The following is a 19,775-nucleotide window of genomic DNA, read 5'->3' on the forward strand; positions in this document are numbered from 1 at the left end:
TGCGCTGTTCTGGCCACGAGCCGCCCAAGCGGCCAACCCCTGAACAGGAGACACCATGCTTGTTGCTTCGCGCCGCGCTGCGCTCTTCGTCGCCCTTTCTGCCTTGACGGTCGCGTGTGCGCCGACCGCCTTCGCCCAGTCCAAGAACGAGATCCGCATCGCCCACGTCTACGGCAAGACCGGCCCGCTCGAGGCCTACGGCAAGCAGACGCAGATCGGCCTGACCATGGGCCTCGACTACGCCACCGGCGGCACGATGACGGTTGCCGGCAAGAAGCTCGTGCTGATCGAGAAAGACGACCAGGGCAAGCCCGACATCGGCAAGAGCCTGCTCGCCACCGCCTACGGTGACGACAAGGCCGACATCGCCGTGGGCACCACCGGCTCGGGCGTGGCGCTGGCCATGCTGCCGGTGGCCGAGGAGTACAAGAAGATCCTGCTGGTGGAGCCGGCCGTGGCCGACTCGATCACCGGCGACAAGTGGAACAAGTACATCTTCCGCACCGGCCGCAACAGCTCGCAAGATGCAATCAGCAACGCGGTCGCGCTCGACAAGGCCGGCGTCAGCATCGCCACGCTCGCACAAGACTATGCCTTCGGCCGCGACGGCGTGAAGGCCTTCAAGGACGCGATCAAGAACGCCAAGCTCGTGCACGAGGAGTACCTGCCCCCGACGACCACCGACTTCACCGCCGGCATCCAGCACCTGATCGACGCGCTCAAAGACAAGCCCGGCCGCAAGATCGTGTGGGTGGTGTGGGCCGGCGCCAATTCGCCGTTCACCAAGTTCGCCGACCTCGAACTGCAGAAGCGCTACGGCATCGAGCTCGCCACCGGCGGCAACATCCTGCCGGCGATGGCGGCGTACAAGCAGTTCCCCGGCATGGAAGGCGCGGCGTACTACTACTTCGGCATCCCGAAGAACCCGGCCAACGAATGGCTGGTGGCCAACCACTACAAGAAGTACCAGACGCCACCCGACTTCTTCACCGCAGGCGGCATGAGCGCCGGCATCGCATTGGTCGAGGCGCTGAAGAAGACGCAGGGCAACACCAACACCGACAAGCTCATCGCCACGATGGAGGGCATGAGCTTCGACACCCCCAAGGGCAAGATGACCTTCCGCAAGGAAGACCACCAGGCCATGCAGAGCATGTACCACTTCAAGATCAAGGTGGACCCGGCCTTCACCTGGGGCGTGCCCGAGCTGGTGCGCGAGATCAAGCCGGAAGAGATGACCATCCCGATCAAGAACAAGCGCTGACCCACAGACGCTGAATTGTTCCGTGGGAGGGAATCCACGCCCGTCAGAGGCACACCCGGAGACAACCCATGAGCTTCAAACTTCTCTGCACCGCTGCGGTTGTTGCAGCCTTGTCGGTGACGACGGCGGCTGACGCTGCCGTCCCGCTGCCCGCGCTCAACGTCGACACCAGCCAGATCACCGTCTCCGGCCTGTCCTCGGGCGGTTTCATGGCCAACCAGCTGGGCTACGCCTATTCGGCGACGTTCAAGGGCGTGGGCGTCTTCGCCGGCGGCCCCTACATGTGCGCAGGCCACAGCAACTACACCGCCTGCATGTACAACGCGACCATCAGCGCCAGCATGCTGAGCACCATGCAGGCCGACATCAACAACTGGAGCGGCGGCGCCAACGACAACAAGGCCAACGTCGCCGGCCAGAAGATCTTCATGTTCGTCGGCACCAGCGACTTCACCGTCGGCCCCAACCCGATGAACGCGGTGCAGACGCAGTACACCAACAACGGCGTGCCGGCCGCCAACCTCGAGTACGTGACGCGAGCGAGCACGGCACATGTGTTCCCCACCGACTTCGACGGCGCCGGCAACAACGCCTGCAGCAGCAGCGCCTCGCCCTACATCAGCAACTGCGGCTACGACGGCGCCAAGGCCGCCTTCACCAAGTTCTACGGCGCCTTGAATGCGCGCAACAACGCGCCTGCGGCGGCCAACTACATCGAGTTCGACCAGACCGCCTTCACCACCAACGCCGGCGTGGCACCCACCGGCTGGGTCTACGTGCCGGCGAGCTGCGCGGCCGGCACCGTGTGCAAGCTGCACGTGGCGCTGCACGGCTGCCAGCAGGGCTACGCCACCATCGGCGACAAGTTCATCAAGAACACCGGCTACACACGCTGGGCCGACACCAACAACATCATCGTGCTGTTCCCGCAGGCGCGGGTCGACAACAGCAGCCACCCCACCTCGGCCAGCGGCTCGCTCGCCAACCCCAACGGCTGCTGGGACTGGATCGGCTGGTACGGCAACAACTTCGCGCAGAAGGCCGGCACGCAGCAGACTGCCATCAAGGCGATGGTCACGCGGCTTTCGTCGGGGGCCGGCTCCGGTGGTGGTGGCGGTACGCTGCCGGCACCCACGGGCGTGACCACGTCCAACGCCACGGCCAGCAGCATGACCATCGGCTGGAGCGCGGTGAGCGGTGCAGCGAGCTACAACGTCTACCGCAACGGCAGCAAGGCGAACGCATCGGCCATCACGGCGACGAGCTTCAACGACACCGGCCTGGCCGCAGCCACCACCTACAACTGGACGGTGCGGGCCGTCGACGGCAGTGGCGTCGAAGGCGCGGTCTCGTCGCCCGCCAGCGGCACGACGACGGGCGGCAGCGCAGCGGTGTGCTTCACCGCGTCGAACTACGCCCACACCACCGCCGGCCGTGCCCACCAGAGCGGCGGCTATGCGCTGGCCAACGGTTCCAACCAGAACATGGGCCTGTGGAACACCTTCGTGACGACCACGCTCAAGCAGACCGGCACGAACTACTACGTGATCGGCACGTGCCCCTGACGGGGACGGATCGGCACGTTCCCTGAAGCGAACTCGATGCTCGAAACCAAGAACCTCACCATCCGCTTCGGCGGCCACGTGGCGGTGGACCGCGTGAGCTGTGCCTTCACACCGGGCACGCTCACGGCCATCGTCGGCCCCAACGGTGCCGGCAAGACGACCTACTTCAACCTGATCTCGGGCCAGCTGCCCGCCAGCGAAGGGGCGGTGCATCTCGACGGCGTGGACATCACGCGCGAAGCCGCCTCGGCCCGCACCCACCGCGGGCTGGGCCGCGCGTTCCAGCTGACACAGCTGTTCCCCAATCTCTCCGTGGTGGAGAACGTGCGCCTGGCCGTGCAGTCGCGCCGCAAGGAAGGGCTCAACCTGTGGTCGGTGTGGCTGGACCGGCGCAACACGCTGGAGCGTGCGCACGCGCTGCTCGAGCGTGTGCGGCTGGGCGACAAGGCCGATGCAGTCGCGAGCAGCCTCCCGCATGGCGACCAGCGCAAGCTCGAAGTCGCGATGCTGATGGCGCTGGACCCGAAGGTTTTCATGTTCGACGAACCCACCGCCGGCATGAGCGTCGACGAGGTGCCGGTGATCCTCGACCTCATCCGCGACCTGAAGGCCCGGAGCGACAGCATCATCCTGCTCGTCGAGCACAAGATGGACGTGGTGCGCGAACTCGCCGACCGCATCATCGTGCTGCACAACGGCCAGCTGGTGGCAGACGGCGAGCCGGCCGAAGTGATTGCATCGCCGGTGGTGCAGCAGGCGTATCTGGGGGTGGCCGCATGAGCGCCTTGCTGACGCTCGAAGGCGTGCACACGCACATCGGCGCGTACCACATCCTGCACGGTGTCGACTTCGAGGTGCCCACCGGTCAGGTGACCATGCTGCTCGGCCGCAACGGCGCCGGCAAGACCACCACGCTGCGAACCATCATGGGCTTGTGGAGGGCATCGAAAGGCCAGGTGCATTTCGACGGCCAAAGCATCGTCGGCCGCTCGACCCCCGACATCGCGCAACTCGGCATTGCCTACGTGCCCGAGAACATGGGCATCTTCTCTGACCTGTCGGTGCGCGAGAACCTGCTGCTCGCTGCGCGCAACGCACGCACCGTGGAGCAGATGGACACGAAGCGGCTCGAGTGGCTGTTCGAACTCTTCCCGGCGGTGAAGAAGTTCTGGCTCTACCCGGCCGGCAAGCTGTCGGGTGGGCAGAAGCAGATGCTGGCGATCGCGCGTGCGATGGTCGAGCCGCGGCGCTTGCTGCTGATCGACGAGCCGAGCAAGGGTCTCGCCCCCGCCATCATCCAGAACCTCATCGCCGCGTTGCGCGAGCTGAAGCGCACGCAGACCACCGTGCTGCTGGTGGAACAGAACTTCAGCATGGCGCGCGCACTCGGCGACAAGGTGGCGGTGATGGACGACGGCCGCGTCGTGCACCGCGGCGCCATGGCCGCACTGGCGGAAGACGAAGAACTGCAGCACCGGCTGCTGGGCCTGTCTCTGGGAGCCCACCAATGAGCGCCACGATGCCTGCCTTGGGCACTGCCTTCCCGAAGGTCAGCTTCGACTGGGTGCCGCTTGCCATGGTGCCGGCGCTCGCAGTGCTCGCTCTGCCGGCCATCGGCTCGCCGTCGTCATGGCTCACGCTCACCGTGGCCGGCCTCGCGATGGGCATGATCATCTTCATCATCGCCTCCGGCCTCACGCTGGTGTTCGGCCTGATGGACGTGCTGAACTTCGGCCACGGCGTGTTCATTGCGCTCGGTGCCTTCATCGCCACCAGCGTCTTCGGGCTGATGGCGGACTGGACGGCGTCCGACAGCCTGTGGCGCAACCTCGCGAGCGTGTTCAGCGCGATGCTGGTGGCGATGGCGGTGGCCGGTGCGGTGGGCTGGGCCTTCGAGCGGGTGCTGGTGCGGCCGGTCTATGGCCAGCACCTGAAGCAGATCCTCGTGACGATGGGCGGCATGATCATCGGCGAAGAGCTGATCAAGGTGATCTGGGGCCCGACGCAGATTGCGCTGCCGCTGCCCACCGCGCTGCGCGGCGCGCTGATCTTCGGCGATGCGGCGGTCGAGAAATACCGGCTGGTGGCGATGGTGATCGGCGCGCTGGTGCTGGTTGCGATGCTCTTCACGCTCAACCGCACCAAGCTCGGCCTGCTGATCCGCGCCGGCGTGCAAGACCGCGAGATGGTCGAGAGCCTGGGCTACCGCATCCGCCGGCTCTTCGTCGGCGTGTTCGTCGCCGGCTCGGCACTCGCCGGCCTGGGCGGCGTGCTGTGGGGGCTGTATCAGCAGAACGTGATTCCGCAGATGGGCGCACAGGTCAACGTGCTGATCTTCATCGTGATCATCATCGGCGGGCTGGGCTCGACCTTCGGGTGCTTCGTGGGTGCGCTGCTGGTGGGGTTGCTGGCGAACTACAGCGGCTTTCTTGCGCCGAAGCTGGCGATGTTCTCCAACATCGGGCTCATGGTCGCGATTCTGTTGTGGCGCCCGCAGGGCTTGTATCCGGTGACGAATCGATAGTTATGAAGCCCCCACGCTCACATTCGTTCACTGCCCCCCGAGGGGGCTCGGCCTTCCTTGGGGCGGCCCGGCGGAAGGTCGCTCCATGCTGAACCGCCTCCTCTCCCACGACCTGCCGCGCAACCGCTGGCTGTCGGCGCTGCTCATCGTGCTGGTGCTCGGCCTAGCGCTCACGCCCTTCCTCTTCCCGAGCACCAAGGCGCTCAACGTCGGCGCGAAGATCCTCGTCTTCATCGTGCTGGTGGCGAGCTTCGACCTGCTGCTGGGCTACACCGGCATCGTCAGCTTCGCGCACACCATGTTCTTCGGCATCGGCGCCTACGGTGTGGCCATTGCCAGTACACGTCTCGGGCCGGGGTGGGGCGCAGTCATCGTCGGCGTGATCGCGGCTGTGGTGGTCTCGTTGCTGCTGTCGCTGCTGATCGGGCTCTTCAGCCTGCGGGTGAAGGCCATCTTCTTCGCGATGATCACGCTGGCCGTGGCCTCGGCTTTCCTGACGCTCGCCTCGCAGCTGTCGGACTTCACCGGCGGCGAAGACGGCCTCAACTTCAAGGTGCCCGAAGCGCTGCAGCCCGGCACGCAATACCTCGAAGAGCCCTTCCTCGGTGCCAGCATCGACGGGCGCTTTGCGAGCTATTACCTGCTGTTCGTGGTCGCGCTGTTGCTGGTGCTGGCCTTGCTGCGCATCGTCAACTCGCCCTTCGGCCGGGTGCTGCAGGCCATCCGCGAAAACGACTTCCGCGCCGAGGCCATCGGCTACCGCGTGGTCGTCTACCGCACGCTGAGCAACGTGCTGTCGGCCCTGTTCGCCACGCTCGCGGGCTGCCTGCTTGCGCTCTGGCTGCGCTACAACGGGCCCGACACCTCGCTCAGCTTCGAGATCATGCTCGACATCCTGCTCATCGTCGTGATCGGCGGCATGGGCACGGTCTACGGCGCGGTGGTGGGCAGCGTGCTCTTCGTCATCGCGCAGAACTATTTGCAAGACCTGCTCAAGCTCGGCGCCAGCGCCTTCGAAGGCGTGCCGCTGCTGTCGCAGGTCGTATCGCCCGACCGCTGGCTGCTGTGGCTGGGCATTCTCTTCGTGCTGTCGGTCTATCACTTCCCGAGCGGGGTGGTGGGCCGGCTGCGTGCCATGCGGCGCCGCTGAGGCGGTGCCGCGAGATTCGATGTGTTCAACGGCCATGCGGACGGCCCTTCAACGATCTGAAGAGGAGACAACGATGAAACAAGACAAGCGCTTCAAGACAATTCTCGCGAGCTGGGCGGTCCTCGCCCTGGCGGCCTGCGGTGGGGGCGGTGCTGACGACAGCACGCCCACTGCAGCCGCCGCGTCGACGCAGCCCACCGAAACCTCGGCGAGCTTCAAGCAGGACCTGGCACAGGCCCTGGGCCCGCGCAGCCTGTTCAACCACCGACCCGACTTCGTGCGCGGCGAAGTGCGCAGCACCGAGTACGACGGCGTCACCGACGACCTGCTCACCGCCGGCCTCGGCAAGACTGGCATGGCCGGTGCACTGCCGCCATTCGCCAGCCCGCTCGCACCCACGGCGGTGGAGCTTCGGCGCGCCGTCATCTACAACAGCTACCGCGCCATCGTCGACATGACGGCGGCCGGTGGCTACGGCAGCCTGTATGGCCCGAACGTCGATGCCGACGGCAACATCACCGCTAGCGAAGGGCTTGTCGCCGGCACGGAGTACCTCGCCTTCAGCGACGATGGCAGCGGCCAACGCAACGTGGTGTTGATGGTCCAGGTACCGGCCAACTTCAACCCGCGCCACGCCTGCATCATCGCGGCCACCTCGTCGGGCTCGCGCGGCGTGTACGGCGGCATCAGCACCGGCGAGTGGGGCCTGAAGCGCGGCTGCGCAGTCGCCTACACCGACAAGGGCACCGGCAGCGGCCCGCACGACCTGGCCACCGACACCGTGCCGCTGATCGACGGGCTGCGCGCCACCTCGGCAGCGGCCGGCGATGCAGCGCAATTCCGCGCGCCGCTCACACCCGAACAGCTCGCCGCCGTCAACGCGGCCACGCCGAACCGCCTCGCCTTCAAGCACGCCCACTCGCAACGCAACCCCGAGAAAGACTGGGGCCGCTTCACGCTGCAGGCGGTGGAGTTCGCGTACTGGGCGCTGAACGAGCGCTACGGCATTGCGCTCGGCCACGGGCTGCGTCTGCGCACCGTCCGCCCCGGCAACACGCTGGTCATCGCGTCCAGCATCTCCAACGGCGGCGGCTCGGCCATCGCAGCGGCCGAGCAAGACCGCGAGCGCTTGATCGATGGCGTGGCCGTCTCCGAACCCGCGGTCGAGATGCCGGCCGACCCTGGCATCACGGTGCGTCGCGGCAGCGTGGTGCAGCCCACCACCGGCAAGACGCTGTACGACTACACCACCTACGCCAACGTCTACCAGAGCTGCGCGTCGCTCTCGCCACAGGTGGCGGGCGCACCCGGTGCGGCCTTCGTGATCGCGGCCTTTGCGGCCAACCGCTGCGCTTCGCTGAAGGCCAAGGGCCTGCTGACCGCCGACACCTTGCCGGCCCAGGCCGACGAAGCACTGGCGAAGCTTGCCGCCTATGGCTGGGAGCCTGAGGCCGCGGTACTGCACCCATCACTCGCGGCATTCGAGGTGGCGCCTGCGGTGAGCGTGACCTTCGGCAACGCACTCGCGCGCGCCAGCGTCGCCGACAACTTGTGCGGCTACAGCTTCGCCGCCACCGCCCCCACCGGCCTGGTGACGCCGCTGGCCGATGTGCTGCTGGCCTCCATGGCGGCCACCGGCAACGGCGTGCCACCTTCGGCCGGCGTTCAGCTCATCAACAACCTGAACCCCGGCGCGCCCCTGCGCGACCTGTTCTCGTTCTCGCCATCGACGTTGACTCAAGACTTCAACCTCGACGGCGCGCTGTGCCTGCGCAACCTGCTCAGCGGCAGCGATGCCGCTGCACGCTCGCTGCAGCACGGCATCGACGAGACGCGCCGCAACGGAGACCTGCACGGCAAGCCGGCGCTCATCGTGCACGGCCGCTCCGATGCGCTGCTGCCGGTGAACCACACCTCGCGTCCCTACACCGCTCTGAACAAGCGCGTCGAAGGGCGCGACAGCCGGCTCTCGTACATCGAGGTGACGAACGCGCAGCACTTCGACGGCTTCATCGGCCTGCCCACGGTGCTGCCGGGTTACGACACACGCTACATCCCGCTGCACGTGTACCTCAACCGCGCGCTCGATGCGATGTATGCGCACCTGCGCCAAGGCAAGCCCTTGCCGCCGAGCCAGGTGGTGCGCACCCTGCCGCGTGGCGGCACGCCCGGTGCGGCGCCTGCCATCACCAGCATCAACGTCCCACCGATTGCGTTGCATCCCTCGGACGCCGACGCCATCACCTGGCGTGGCCGCACCCTGACCGTGCCCGACTGACATGACGGCCCCCCAGTCGCTACGACGCTCCTGCCCCCAAGGGGCGCCACCCCAGGGGCCCGGCAAAGCCGGTTCCCCGGGGCGTTCCTTGAGGGGTGCTTCACTTCGCTTGCACGGCGCCCAAGGATGCGATGACGAATCCGGGCGTCGCAAAGGTTTCTGATGAGCTTCACCTCGAACTACCTGCGCTGCGAAAGCCGCGAGCTCCACTACACCGAGTGGGGCGCGCAGCATGACGAGACGGTGATCGCATGGCACGGCCTCGCGCGCACCTGCCGCGACATGGACGACATCGCCGAGCACCTGTCCAAGCGCTACCGCGTGGTCTGCCCCGACACCATCGGCCGCGGGCTGAGCGAGTGGAGCCCGCAGCCGAAGACCGAGTACTGCCTTGCGTTCTACGCGAAGCTCGCGGTGTCGCTGGTCGATCAGCTGGGGCTGGAGCGCTTTCACTGGCTGGGCACGTCGATGGGCGGTGCCATCGCCTTGCGCGCGGCAGCTGCGTTGCAGGGGCGGCTGCAGAAGCTCGTGCTCAACGACATCGGCCCCGAGGTGGCCACCGCGGCCACCGACCGCATCCGCTCGTACGCTGGTAGCCCCGCAGCGTTTGCGACGGTGAGCGAGCTCGAGGCCTACTTCCGCACCATCTACGCACCGTACGGCTGGCTCAGCGATGCCCAGTGGCGCCGCCTCGCCGAGACCTCAACCCGCCGCCTGCCTGATGGCCGCGTGACGCCGCACTACGACCCGGCCATGGCGATGCAGTTCATCCACCACCCCGACGACTATTCGCAATGGGATGCGTGGGACCAGCTCGACATCCCCGTGCTCTGCCTGCGCGGCGAAAGCTCTGACCTGCTGCTGCCCGACACCGCCGAACAGATGCGCCAGCGCGGCCCCCGCGCCGTCGTCGCCACCATCGCAGGCTGCGGCCACGCGCCCGCGCTCAATACGCCCGATCAGTTCGCGCTCGTGGAGCGATTCTTCGCCAGCTAAGCAGAACCCCAAAGCGAGCGCAGCGAAGCGCACATCAAGCAACGCCCGCGGATCCGGCTCCGCCGGTCCGCTGGGTGGCGCCCCCTGGGGGCAGGAGCAAAGCGACTGGGGGGCCTATGTCACCGGCGAAATTTGCCGTCCGGCCCAATGATGGACAGGTCGGCAAACACCAGCCCCGTGTGGTCCGCAGGACTGAAATTCACCTCCATGCCACCGATGTCCAGCTTCTGCAGGCTGTTCAGCGCCGCGAGCAGCTTCTCGCGCGTGGGGTTCGGTCCCGCCTTGCGCAGCGCAGCCACCAGCACCTTGGCGGACGCGAAGCCTTCCATCATGGCGGGCGAGACGCCGTCCTGCTCTTTCAGCTTGGCCAGGTCAACCGCTTCCTTCACGATCGGTGCCGACAGCGAGCGCTCGTAGGGGAACACCTGCGTCACGATCACACCGCGTGCGTTTTCGCCCATCTGCTTGACGAAGCCGCCCGAGGCGTTGTTCGACAGCGTGACGATCTGCGCGCGCGAGCCGCTGGCGCGAATCGCGTTGGTGCCTTCGACCAGTGCCGCAGCCGTGCCGATGATCAGCACGGCCTGCGCATCGGCCTTGGCCAGCGCCGGCGCGATGGCGCTGAAGTCGGGCTTCTCGCGGTTGAACTTCTCCATCAGCAGCGGCTTCTTGGCCGAGGCCTCGAAGCCCAGCGTGGCGCCGGCGGCTGCGTCGGCACCGAAGGCATCGTCCACGTGCCAGACGGCAATGCGGTCCATGCCGATCAGGCTCAGGTGCTTGACCGCGCGCTCGGCCTCGCGCTGGTAGGTGGCGCGCACGTTGAACACGTAGGGCTGCACCGGCTTGTGCAGCACCATCGCGCCGGTGGACGGGCCTACCAGCGGCACCTTGAACTCATTCAGCGCGGGCAGCATGGCCTGGGTGTGCGGCGTGCCGCGGCTGAGGAAGAGCGCAATCGCCTTGTTCTCGGTGATGAGCTTGCGCGCGTTCTCGCCAGCTAGCTTGGGGTCGAACTTGTCGTCCAGCGACACCAGCTCGATCGTCTTGCCATGGATGCCACCTGCGGCGTTGACGGAGTCGAAGTAGAGCTTCGCGCCGGCCGTGGTCTCTTGCACGCCGGCCGCCACCGGGCCGGTGAACGCGGCCGTCTGGCCTATGACGATTTGCGCCTGCAGCGGCAGCGCAGCCAGCAGGGCAACGGCCAGGGCCGCACGGCCCGCAGCATGGAGGGATTTGAACGACGACATGGATCAGGGCCTTATAGGTCGAACGCCGGCGAGAGGCCGGCGCTTCGAGGGAGGGGAAGCGGCTTGCTCAGCGGCGGAATTTGCCGTCGGGGCCGACGATGGACAGATCGGCGTAGTCGAGACCCGAGTGATCGGTGGGTGAATAACCCACTTCGATGCCACCCAGGTCGAAACGATGGAAGGTTTCGAGCGCACGGCGCAGCTTGTCGCGCGTCGGGTTGGGGCTGGCGCGGCGCAGCCCTTCGACGACCACCTTGGCCGACACGAAGCCTTCCAGCATGATCGGCGTGAGCTCGAGGCCCTTGGCCTTGGCCAGCTCGATCGCTTCCTTGACCACCGGTGAGGCAATCGACCGCTCGTACGGGAAGACCTGGCTGAACACCACGCCGTGGGCAATCTCGCCGAGCTCTTTCACGAAGCCAGCCGATGCGTTGTTCGACAGCGTGACCATCTGGGCGCGCGAGCCGGTGGCGCGCAGGGCCTTCATGCCGTCGGTCACGGCGGTACCCGAGCCGATGAACATCACGGCCTGCGGGTCGGACGCCACGATCTTCGGCATGATGGGTGCGAAGTCGGGCTTCGCGCGGTCGTACTTCTCGTGGGCAACGGGTTGCTTGTTGACGGACTTCAGGCCCTTGAGAGCGCCCTGCACCGCGTCACTGCCGAAGGTGTCGTCCACCTGCACGATGGCGATGCGGTCGATGCCGATCAGGCTCAGGTGCGAGATGGACCGCTCGGCCTCGCGCTGGTAGGTGGCGCGCACGTTGAAGAGCCATGGGTGTACCGGGTTATGCAGCACCATCGCGCCCGTCGATGGGCCGATGAGCGGCACCTTGTGCTCGGTGAGCAGCGGCATGATGGCCTGCGTGTGCGGCGTGCCACGGGTCAGGAAGATCGTGATCACGCCCTGGTCGATCAGCTGGTTGACATTGGCCACAGCCAGCTTCGGGTCGAACTTGTCGTCCAGCGACACGAGTTCGATGGTCTGGCCGCCCACCCCGCCGCGCGCGTTGACCGCATCGAAGTAGAGCTTCGCGCCCTCGGTGGACTCTTTCACCGAAGCGGCCACCGCGCCGGTGAATCCGGACGTCTGGCCGACCTTGATCTGTGACCATGCCGGTGAGCTGAAAAGACCAGCCAACACGGCGCTCAACAACAGGAGCTTTTTCATCGCAGTCCCTTGGAATGGGCAATGCGAAATGGTAGGCGCCGGCCATGCATCTGCGCACCAGCTTGCTGCCAGCCGGTGTGCCATACGACACGCAAGCCCCGGCTTTGCAGCAGCTCTTGGTGCGGTACCGCTGTAAGAAGGTGCGTCTCAGTGCCGATTCAACGGAGAGCAACGCCCCGGCAGAGACGCGCTACGTCACGCCGCTGTCACAACCCGAGCTCACAGCCCGAGCCAGGCGCCGATGGCCAGCATCTCGGCCTCGTCATACGTGGCGAAGCCCTGGTACTTGGTGGCCTCGAGCTTCTTCTTTCCTTCGTCGGTGCTGTCCAGCGTCAGCAGATAACCGCGCACCTTGTCGACCTGGTCTTCCGTCAAGACGGGGCTCGCGATGATGTGCTTGATCGGCACAGGGCGCGACTTGGCCAGCACCTTGCCCCCCTTGGCCTGCCATGCCTTCACGACGCTTGCCGACGCGGTGGACCCGGCCTTGGTGAGGTTGTTGTCGACGAAGAAGGGAACGGCCTCTTGGTAGCGCGTGTAGACCAGCTTGGTCTGCATCCCGTCGCCGAGTGCATCGCGCAGCGTGGCCCGCGTCATCCATGAGGTGATGGAGTCTTCGTCGGGCATACCGAGCGTGCTGTCCCTCAGGTCCGCCAGAGACTTCATGGGCGAGTCCGCCTTCACCAGGATGTTGGCGGTGTACTGCTGGTAGCCCTTGGTCACGGCGATCAGCTTGTAGCCGCTCTTCTTCATGGCCTCGATGGACAGGTGCGCCGGGTGCACGAGCGCAAGGTCGTACTGCTTGGCCGCGAGGCCGCGCCTCAGCGAGGGGTAGTCGGCCACTGGCTCCACCGTCACCGGCTGCTTCAGCAGCTTGGCAAGATCGGCCGCGATGGCGGTGTACTTGGCGCGGATCTCATCGTTGCCGACGCGATAGGTCACCCCTTCGTTGACGGCGAACACCAGCGCGTGGCTGCAGGTGGCGGCAAGTGCCGTCAACAAGCCGATGGCCCAACGCATCACATGCAAACCCATGAAACCTCCTGTTGTTATGAGCAGAGAGTAAGTGTTTCTAACCGCTTTGCGGACTGTTGACCATTGCAGGTGGGCTCGTTGACCACACCAATCTTTGTGCAAATCTCCACGTATGGTGTGTGGGCCGACCCTCACTCCTAGAATTCCTGCCCCTTCGTCCAAAGGCCCCGCCCCCAATGTCATCCGGACTCATCCGCATCCGCGGCGCTCGTCAGCACAACCTCAAGAACCTCGACCTCGACATCCGCACCGGTGAGATGACCGTCGTCACCGGCCCCAGCGGCTCCGGCAAATCAAGCCTGGTATTCGACACGCTGTATGCCGAAGGGCAGCGCCGCTACGTCGAAACCTTCAGCGCCTATGCGCGGCAGTTTCTCGACCGCATGGACAGGCCGGCGGTGGACCGCGTGGACGGCGTGCCACCCGCCATCGCCATCGACCAGACCAACCCCGTGCGCACCTCACGCAGCACGGTCGGCACGATGACGGAGCTGAACGATCACCTGAAGCTGCTGTATGCACGCGCTTCGGAGTTGTTCGACAAGAAGACGGCGCAGCTGGTGCGGCACGATTCGCCCGAGACCATCTACGCCGAGCTGATGCAGCGCACGAAGGAAGGTGACCCGCGTCTCGTCTTCACCTTCCCGGTGGAGCTGCCGGCGAACACCAGCGCCGAAGAAGTCGAACAGTGGCTCGCGGCCAGCGGCTTCACGCGTGTGCAGGCCGAGCGCGAGGTGGCGTCGCCCACCGGCCCGCGCAAGCTGCTCGATGTGGTTGCCGATCGCTTCCGCATTCAGGGCACGGAGAAGGTGCGTGCGGTCGAAGCCATCGAGACCGCACTCAAGCGCGGCAGTGGGCGCGTCAACATCTACGTGCTGAACGAAGGCGAGGAGCCGGTGCTGTGGCGCTACTCCACCGGCCTGCACTGCCCCGACAGCGACATCCGCTACCAAGACCCGCAGCCTGCGTTGTTCTCGTTCAACTCGGCCATGGGTGCGTGCGAAACCTGCCGCGGCTTCGGGCGCGTGATCGGCGTCGACTACGGGCTCGTGATCCCCGACCAGCGCAAGACCTTGCGCTCGGGCGCGATCAAGACACTGCAGACACCGGCCTGGCAAGAGAACCAGGACGACCTGCTGCGCTACGCCGGCGAGGCCGGCATTCCGCGCGACACCTCGTGGGCCCAGCTCACCGAGGCGCAGCGCGAGTGGGTCATCAACGGCTCGCCCAACTGGACGGGCAAGTGGGGCAAGCAGTGGTACGGCGTGAAACGCTTCTTCGAGTACCTCGAATCCAAGGCCTACAAGATGCACATCCGCGTGCTCTTGTCCAAGTACCGCAGCTACACGCCGTGCCCAACATGTGCGGGCGCACGCTTGAAGACCGAGGCGCTGCTATGGCGCATGGGCACCAAGGCCGATGCCGATGGTGTGCTGCCACCCGAGAAGCGCTTCTTGCCGAGCGGTACCGACTGGTCGCGTGCGCAACTCGAAGCCCTGCCGGGCCTCACCGTGCACGACCTGATGCTGATGCCCATCGACCGCATCAAGCGCTTCTTCGACGGCATCAGTCTGCCCAGCAGCATGCTCGACGATGCGCTCAAGCTGCTGCTCGACGAGATCCGCACGCGCCTGAAGTACCTGTGCGACGTCGGCATCGGCTACCTCACGCTCGACCGCCAGAGCCGCACGCTGAGCGGCGGCGAAGTGCAGCGCATCAACCTCACCACCGCGCTCGGCACCTCGCTGGTCAACACCATGTTCGTGCTCGACGAGCCGAGCATCGGCCTGCATCCTCGCGACATGAACCGCATCGTCGTGGCGATGCACCGCCTGCGCGACGCGGGCAACACGCTGGTGGTGGTCGAGCACGACCCGGCCGTGATGTTGGCTGCCGACCGCCTGATCGACATGGGCCCCGGCCCCGGCGAGCGCGGCGGCCAGATCGTGTTCGACGGCACGCCCGAAGCCATCCGCCAGGCCGACACGCTGACCGGCGCCTACCTCGGCGCACGCAAGCAGGTGGGCATGGGGCTCAAGCGGCTGGTCACGCCGAGCACGCCCAAGCTCATTCTGCAGGGCGCGCGCGACCACAACCTGAAGAACGTGACGGTCGAGTTCCCGCTGCAGCACCTGGTGTGCGTGACGGGCGTTTCCGGCTCTGGCAAGAGCACGCTGATGCAGGACGTGTTGTTCCCTGCATTGGCGCGCCACTTCGGCAAGCCCACCGAAACGCCAGGCGAACATGACGCACTGCTCGGTGCCGACTGTCTGACCGAAGCGGTGTTCGTCGACCAGTCGCCCATCGGCAAGACGGCGCGCTCCAACCCCGCGAGCTACGTCGGCGCGTTCGACGAGATCCGCAAGCTCTTCGCGCAGTCGCCGCTCGCGGCGCAGCGCGGCTACAGCGCCAGCATGTTCAGCTTCAACGCCGGTGACGGCCGCTGCCCCACCTGTGGCGGCTCGGGCTTCGAGCATGTGGAGATGCAGTTCCTGAGCGACGTGTACCTGCGCTGCCCCGATTGCGATGGACGCCGCTACCGCGCTGAACTGCTGGAGGTCAAGATCGACCGCCGCCTGCCCGGCGACGTGATTCGTGAACTCAGCGTGGCCGATGTGCTGGAGCTCACCGTGAGCGAGGCCGTGCAACTCTTCGCCAACGACCGCGAGGTGCTGCGCGTGCTGCAGCCCATCATCGACGTGGGCCTCGAGTACGTGAAGCTCGGCCAGCCGGTGCCCACGCTCAGCGGCGGCGAAGCGCAACGCCTGAAGCTCGCCGGCTTCCTGGCCGAAGCCGCGCAAAGCGCCACCGCCAGCCGCCAGCCGGTGGCGAGGAAGGGCACGCTCTTCATGTTCGACGAGCCCACCACCGGCCTGCACTTCGACGACATCGCCAAGCTGATGCGCGCCTTCCGCAAGCTGCTGGATGCAGGGCACTCGCTGATCGTGATCGAACACAACCTCGACGTGATCCGCGCCGCCGACTGGCTGATCGACCTCGGCCCCGAAGGCGGCGAGGGCGGTGGCCTGGTGGTGTGCACTGGCACGCCGGAAGACGTGAAGCAGCACCCCACCTCGCACACAGGCAAGGCGCTGGCCGACTACGACAAGTCGATGGGCCTGAACGGCCATGTGGTCGGGGCTGAAGAAGAGCGAGGCCGGCCGTTGCAGTCGCTGCTGAAAGCGGCGCGCGAAGAGCGGCAGGCGAACGACGAGTTCATCCGCATCGTCAATGCGCGTGAGCACAACCTCAAGTCGATGGACGTGTCGATCCCGCGCGGCAAGTTCAGCGTGATCACCGGCGTGAGCGGCTCAGGCAAGAGCACGCTCGCGTTCGACATTCTGTTCAACGAAGGCCAGCGCCGCTACCTCGAGTCGCTCAACGCCTATGCGCGCAGCATCGTGCAGCCCGCGGGCCGGCCCGAGGTGGATGCGGTGTACGGCATTCCGCCCACCGTCGCCATCGAGCAGCGGCTGAGCCGCGGCGGGCGCAAGAGCACGGTGGCCACGACCACCGAGGTGTGGCACTTCCTGCGCTTGCTTTACGTGAAGCTCGGCCTGCAGCATTGCGTGAAGGAGGGCTCACCCGTCAAACCGCAAAGTGCCGAGAGCATTGCGGCGCAGATCTTGCGCGACCACAAGGGCGAGCACGTGGGCCTGCTCGCGCCGCTGGTCGTCAGCCGCAAGGGCGTCTACACCGATCTCGCGAAATGGGCCAAGGCACGCGGCCACACGCACCTGCGCGTCGACGGTGAGTTCTTGCGCGTCGACCCGTGGCCGCGGCTCGACCGCTTCAAGGAGCACACGCTGGAGCTGCCGGTGGGCGACCTCATCGTCAGCGCCGACAACGAAGCCGTGTTGCGAGACCTACTGGCCAAGGCACTCGACGTGGGCAAGGGCGTGATGCACCTGCTGTCGCCCTTGAAGGGCTTGCAAGGCGCCATGCTCGCCGGCACGCCCACGCGCAAGGTCGGTACGGTGAAAGTGTTCTCGACCAAGCGCGCCTGCCCGACCTGCGGCACGAGCTACCCCGAGCTCGACCCGCGCATGTTCAGCTACAACAGCAAGCATGGCTGGTGCACCACCTGCGTGGGCACTGGCCTGGCGCTCACGCGCGAGCAGCGCAAGGCGTACGACGACTCGGTGCAAGACGACGACAACAAGGGCCGCGAACAAAGCTTCCCGTCGGAAGAAGCCGAAGTGGAAGGCGTGGTCGACGAGCCGTGCCCCGATTGCGCCGGCACCCGGCTCAACCCGGTGTCGCGCGCCGTCACATTCGAAGGTCATTCCATTGCGTGGATCGCGCAGTGGTCGGTGGCCGAATGCCGCAAGTGGGTCGAGGCACTCGCGCTCACCGGCCGCGACGCCGAGATCGCACGCGACGTGATCGTCGAGATCAGGAACAGACTCGAGTTCCTCGAAGAGGTGGGCCTTGGCTACCTGACACTCGACCGCGCGGCGCCCACGCTCAGCGGCGGCGAAGCCCAACGCATTCGCCTGGCCGCGCAACTCGGCAGCAACCTGCAGGGCGTGTGCTACGTGCTCGACGAGCCCACCATCGGCCTGCACCCGCGTGACAACCAGGTGCTGCTCAACGCGCTGCACAAGCTGGGCGACAAGGGCAACACGCTGGTGGTGGTGGAGCACGACGAAGACACCATCAGACGTGCGGATCACATCATCGACATCGGCCCCAGCGCCGGCAAGCGCGGCGGGCGGCTGGTGGCGCAGGGCACGGTGACGGAGGTGTCGTCACAGGCCGAGTCAGTCACCGGCCGCTTCCTCGCGCACCCGCTGCTGCACCCGCTGCAGGCACGCCGTGTCATCTCAGACGAGGTGTTCACGAAAGACCGCGAGAAGAAGGGCCCGCTCACCATCCACAACGCCTCGCTGCACAACCTGCAGCAGGTGACGGTGGACGTACCGCTGCGCCGACTGGTGGCCGTCACGGGAGTCAGCGGCTCCGGCAAGAGCACGCTCGCACGCGACGTGCTGCTGGCCAACCTGCAGTTCATCAACACGCGCGGTGGCAAACCCAAGTGGCAGGGCTGCGACAAGATCGAAGGCTGGGGCTTCATCGACCGCGTGCTCGAAGTCGACCAGACACCCATCGGCAAGACACCGCGCTCGTGCCCGGCCACCTACATCGGCTTCTGGGACGTGATCCGCAAGCTCTTCGCCGACACGCTCGAATCGCGTGCGCGCGGCTACGCCCCCAACCGCTTCAGCTTCAACACCGGCGAAGGCCGCTGCCCCGCCTGCGAAGGGCAGGGCATGCGCACCATCGAGATGAGCTTCCTGCCCGACGTGAAGGTGCCCTGCGACGTGTGCCACGGCCAGCGCTTCAACGCCGAGACGCTGGCAGTCACGTGGCGCGGCAAGAGCATCGGCGACGTGCTGCAGATGGAGATCGACGAAGCCGTGGAGTTCTTCGCCAGCATGCCGCACATCGCGCACCCGCTGCAGCTGATGAAAGACGTGGGCCTCGGCTACCTCACGCTCGGCCAACCGTCACCGACATTGAGCGGTGGTGAAGCGCAACGCATCAAGCTCGTCACCGAACTCACCAAGGTGCGCGATGACGTGGGCCGCCGCGGCAACAAGGCGCCGCACACGCTCTACGTGCTCGACGAGCCCACCGTGGGCCTGCACATGGCCGACGTGGAGAAGCTCATCCGCGTGCTTCACCGCCTGGTCGACGGCGGGCACAGCGTGGTGGTGATCGAGCACGACCTCGACGTCATCGCCGAGGCCGACTGGGTGATCGACATGGGACCGGAAGGCGGCGGAGCCGGCGGTACGGTGGTCGCGGCGACCGACCCGGTGGCCTTGGTGAAGGTCAAGGCGAGTCACACGGGGGCGGCGTTGGGGCCGGTGCTGGCGCGCTGAGAAAGCCATCAGTGAAAACGCCGACCCCAGGGCCGGCGTTCAACTGTCAGCGTGCCGATTGATCAGAACGAAAAACGTGCGCCGACGGTAATGGCTCGCACATCGTTCTTGGCGCCTTGCAGCTCAGCCTTGCTGGCGTCAATGCCGGCCTCCACGGCTACTTCCTTGGACACTGCGTAGCTCAGGCCGAGCCCGTAGTAAGCCTTGGCTTTGGTCTCGGATGCGCTTGAGTTGAAGAAGGAAGAGGTGGTGGTGACCTTGGTCTTCACGCTGGCAATGCCCAGGCGTGCATGCACTGCAAAGTCAGGCGTGAAGTTCGCCTTGAAGGCGCCGCCGAGAGTCACGGCCGACGCCGAAGCCTCGGCGTTTGCTCCAAAAGCGAAGGCCTTGGCCTTTCCGAAGTTCAGGTAGCCGAGTTCCAGGCTGAAGACCTCGGCGATGCTGTAGCCGCCAACGACCTTGAGCGCGGTGCCAGTGTCGTCACACGACGAGATGCCGGAACAGGTATCGACAAATTTGCTCTGACCGGCCGCGAAGCTCACATACCCTTGGGCCATGGCACCGCCAGACAACAGCAGTGCCGAGACACTGACCAATCCTCCTACCCACTTCTTCATTGAATTCCCCGTTCTAGTTCAAATTGACGTATCCGCAAGC

13 protein-coding genes are annotated in these 19,775 nt (G+C 66.3%); 9 read left to right on the top strand and 4 right to left on the bottom strand.

Annotation, left to right across the window (positions count from 1 at the left end):
* Positions 1-55: 55 nt before the first annotated feature.
* The 8 genes from AC1DYS_RS30035 to AC1DYS_RS30070 all read left to right on the top strand — a co-directional run bounded on the left by AC1DYS_RS30035 (position 56) and on the right by AC1DYS_RS30070 (position 9,777).
* Positions 56-1,264, top strand: coding sequence for a substrate-binding domain-containing protein (locus AC1DYS_RS30035; protein ID WP_477905409.1), 1,209 nt, complete (start codon positions 56-58; stop codon positions 1,262-1,264).
* 68 nt (positions 1,265-1,332) lie between these two features.
* Positions 1,333-2,829 carry an extracellular catalytic domain type 2 short-chain-length polyhydroxyalkanoate depolymerase gene (locus AC1DYS_RS30040; RefSeq protein ID WP_477905411.1) on the top strand — a complete coding sequence of 499 codons (1,497 nt, stop codon included), beginning with the start codon at positions 1,333-1,335 and terminating at the stop codon, positions 2,827-2,829.
* Between the two features lie 36 nt (positions 2,830-2,865).
* Entirely contained in the window at positions 2,866-3,609 is a 744-nt protein-coding gene (locus AC1DYS_RS30045; protein ID WP_477905413.1) for an ABC transporter ATP-binding protein, read from the top strand.
* Complete coding sequence (locus AC1DYS_RS30050; RefSeq protein ID WP_477905415.1) at positions 3,606-4,340, top strand: ABC transporter ATP-binding protein; 735 nt, start codon at positions 3,606-3,608, stop codon at positions 4,338-4,340. Before AC1DYS_RS30045 ends, AC1DYS_RS30050 begins: the two co-directional genes overlap by 4 nt.
* A gap of 8 nt (positions 4,341-4,348) precedes the next feature.
* Entirely contained in the window at positions 4,349-5,353 is a 1,005-nt protein-coding gene (locus AC1DYS_RS30055; RefSeq protein WP_477905417.1) for a branched-chain amino acid ABC transporter permease, read from the top strand.
* Between the two features lie 85 nt (positions 5,354-5,438).
* Entirely contained in the window at positions 5,439-6,503 is a 1,065-nt protein-coding gene (locus AC1DYS_RS30060; RefSeq protein WP_477905420.1) for a branched-chain amino acid ABC transporter permease, read from the top strand.
* A gap of 73 nt (positions 6,504-6,576) precedes the next feature.
* A complete protein-coding gene (locus tag AC1DYS_RS30065) occupies positions 6,577-8,781 on the top strand; it encodes a D-(-)-3-hydroxybutyrate oligomer hydrolase (protein ID WP_477905422.1) in 2,205 nt (734 codons plus the stop codon).
* A gap of 162 nt (positions 8,782-8,943) precedes the next feature.
* On the top strand, positions 8,944-9,777 hold the full coding sequence (locus AC1DYS_RS30070; protein ID WP_477905424.1) for an alpha/beta fold hydrolase: 834 nt from the start codon (positions 8,944-8,946) through the stop codon (positions 9,775-9,777).
* Positions 9,778-9,896: 119 nt separating this feature from the next.
* On the opposite strand, the gene AC1DYS_RS30075 is transcribed toward AC1DYS_RS30070, so the two are convergent.
* From AC1DYS_RS30075 to AC1DYS_RS30085, 3 genes are all read right to left on the bottom strand, one after another.
* On the bottom strand, positions 9,897-11,024 hold the full coding sequence (locus AC1DYS_RS30075; RefSeq protein WP_477905426.1) for an ABC transporter substrate-binding protein: 1,128 nt from the start codon (positions 11,022-11,024) through the stop codon (positions 9,897-9,899).
* A 67-nt stretch (positions 11,025-11,091) separates the two neighbouring features.
* Positions 11,092-12,195: an ABC transporter substrate-binding protein gene (locus AC1DYS_RS30080; RefSeq protein ID WP_477905428.1), complete on the bottom strand. Its 1,104-nt coding sequence runs from the start codon at positions 12,193-12,195 to the stop codon at positions 11,092-11,094.
* A gap of 219 nt (positions 12,196-12,414) precedes the next feature.
* Complete coding sequence (locus AC1DYS_RS30085) at positions 12,415-13,230, bottom strand: phosphate/phosphite/phosphonate ABC transporter substrate-binding protein (RefSeq protein WP_477905430.1); 816 nt, start codon at positions 13,228-13,230, stop codon at positions 12,415-12,417.
* 176 nt (positions 13,231-13,406) lie between these two features.
* On the opposite strand from AC1DYS_RS30085, the gene uvrA reads away from it, so the two are divergent.
* Positions 13,407-19,118 carry an excinuclease ABC subunit UvrA gene (gene uvrA / locus AC1DYS_RS30090; RefSeq protein WP_477905432.1) on the top strand — a complete coding sequence of 1,904 codons (5,712 nt, stop codon included), beginning with the start codon at positions 13,407-13,409 and terminating at the stop codon, positions 19,116-19,118.
* 62 nt (positions 19,119-19,180) lie between these two features.
* Here uvrA and AC1DYS_RS30095 read toward each other — a convergent pair whose 3' ends face one another.
* A complete protein-coding gene (locus tag AC1DYS_RS30095; protein ID WP_477905434.1) occupies positions 19,181-19,735 on the bottom strand; it encodes an outer membrane beta-barrel protein in 555 nt (184 codons plus the stop codon).
* Positions 19,736-19,775: the final 40 nt, after the last annotated feature.

The organism is Rhizobacter sp. P2_G4 (assembly GCF_056403575.1).

Coding starts and splice junctions, on each gene's coding strand:
- AC1DYS_RS30065 (WP_477905422.1), top strand. CDS start 6,577: ATGAAACAAGACAAGCGCTTCAAGACAATTCTCGCGAGCTGGGCGGTC.
- uvrA (WP_477905432.1), top strand. CDS start 13,407: ATGTCATCCGGACTCATCCGCATCCGCGGCGCTCGTCAGCACAACCTC.
- AC1DYS_RS30035 (WP_477905409.1), top strand. CDS start 56: ATGCTTGTTGCTTCGCGCCGCGCTGCGCTCTTCGTCGCCCTTTCTGCC.
- AC1DYS_RS30085 (WP_477905430.1), bottom strand. CDS start 13,230: ATGGGTTTGCATGTGATGCGTTGGGCCATCGGCTTGTTGACGGCACTT.
- AC1DYS_RS30040 (WP_477905411.1), top strand. CDS start 1,333: ATGAGCTTCAAACTTCTCTGCACCGCTGCGGTTGTTGCAGCCTTGTCG.
- AC1DYS_RS30045 (WP_477905413.1), top strand. CDS start 2,866: ATGCTCGAAACCAAGAACCTCACCATCCGCTTCGGCGGCCACGTGGCG.
- AC1DYS_RS30070 (WP_477905424.1), top strand. CDS start 8,944: ATGAGCTTCACCTCGAACTACCTGCGCTGCGAAAGCCGCGAGCTCCAC.
- AC1DYS_RS30095 (WP_477905434.1), bottom strand. CDS start 19,735: ATGAAGAAGTGGGTAGGAGGATTGGTCAGTGTCTCGGCACTGCTGTTG.
- AC1DYS_RS30055 (WP_477905417.1), top strand. CDS start 4,349: ATGCCTGCCTTGGGCACTGCCTTCCCGAAGGTCAGCTTCGACTGGGTG.
- AC1DYS_RS30060 (WP_477905420.1), top strand. CDS start 5,439: ATGCTGAACCGCCTCCTCTCCCACGACCTGCCGCGCAACCGCTGGCTG.
- AC1DYS_RS30075 (WP_477905426.1), bottom strand. CDS start 11,024: ATGTCGTCGTTCAAATCCCTCCATGCTGCGGGCCGTGCGGCCCTGGCC.
- AC1DYS_RS30080 (WP_477905428.1), bottom strand. CDS start 12,195: ATGAAAAAGCTCCTGTTGTTGAGCGCCGTGTTGGCTGGTCTTTTCAGC.
- AC1DYS_RS30050 (WP_477905415.1), top strand. CDS start 3,606: ATGAGCGCCTTGCTGACGCTCGAAGGCGTGCACACGCACATCGGCGCG.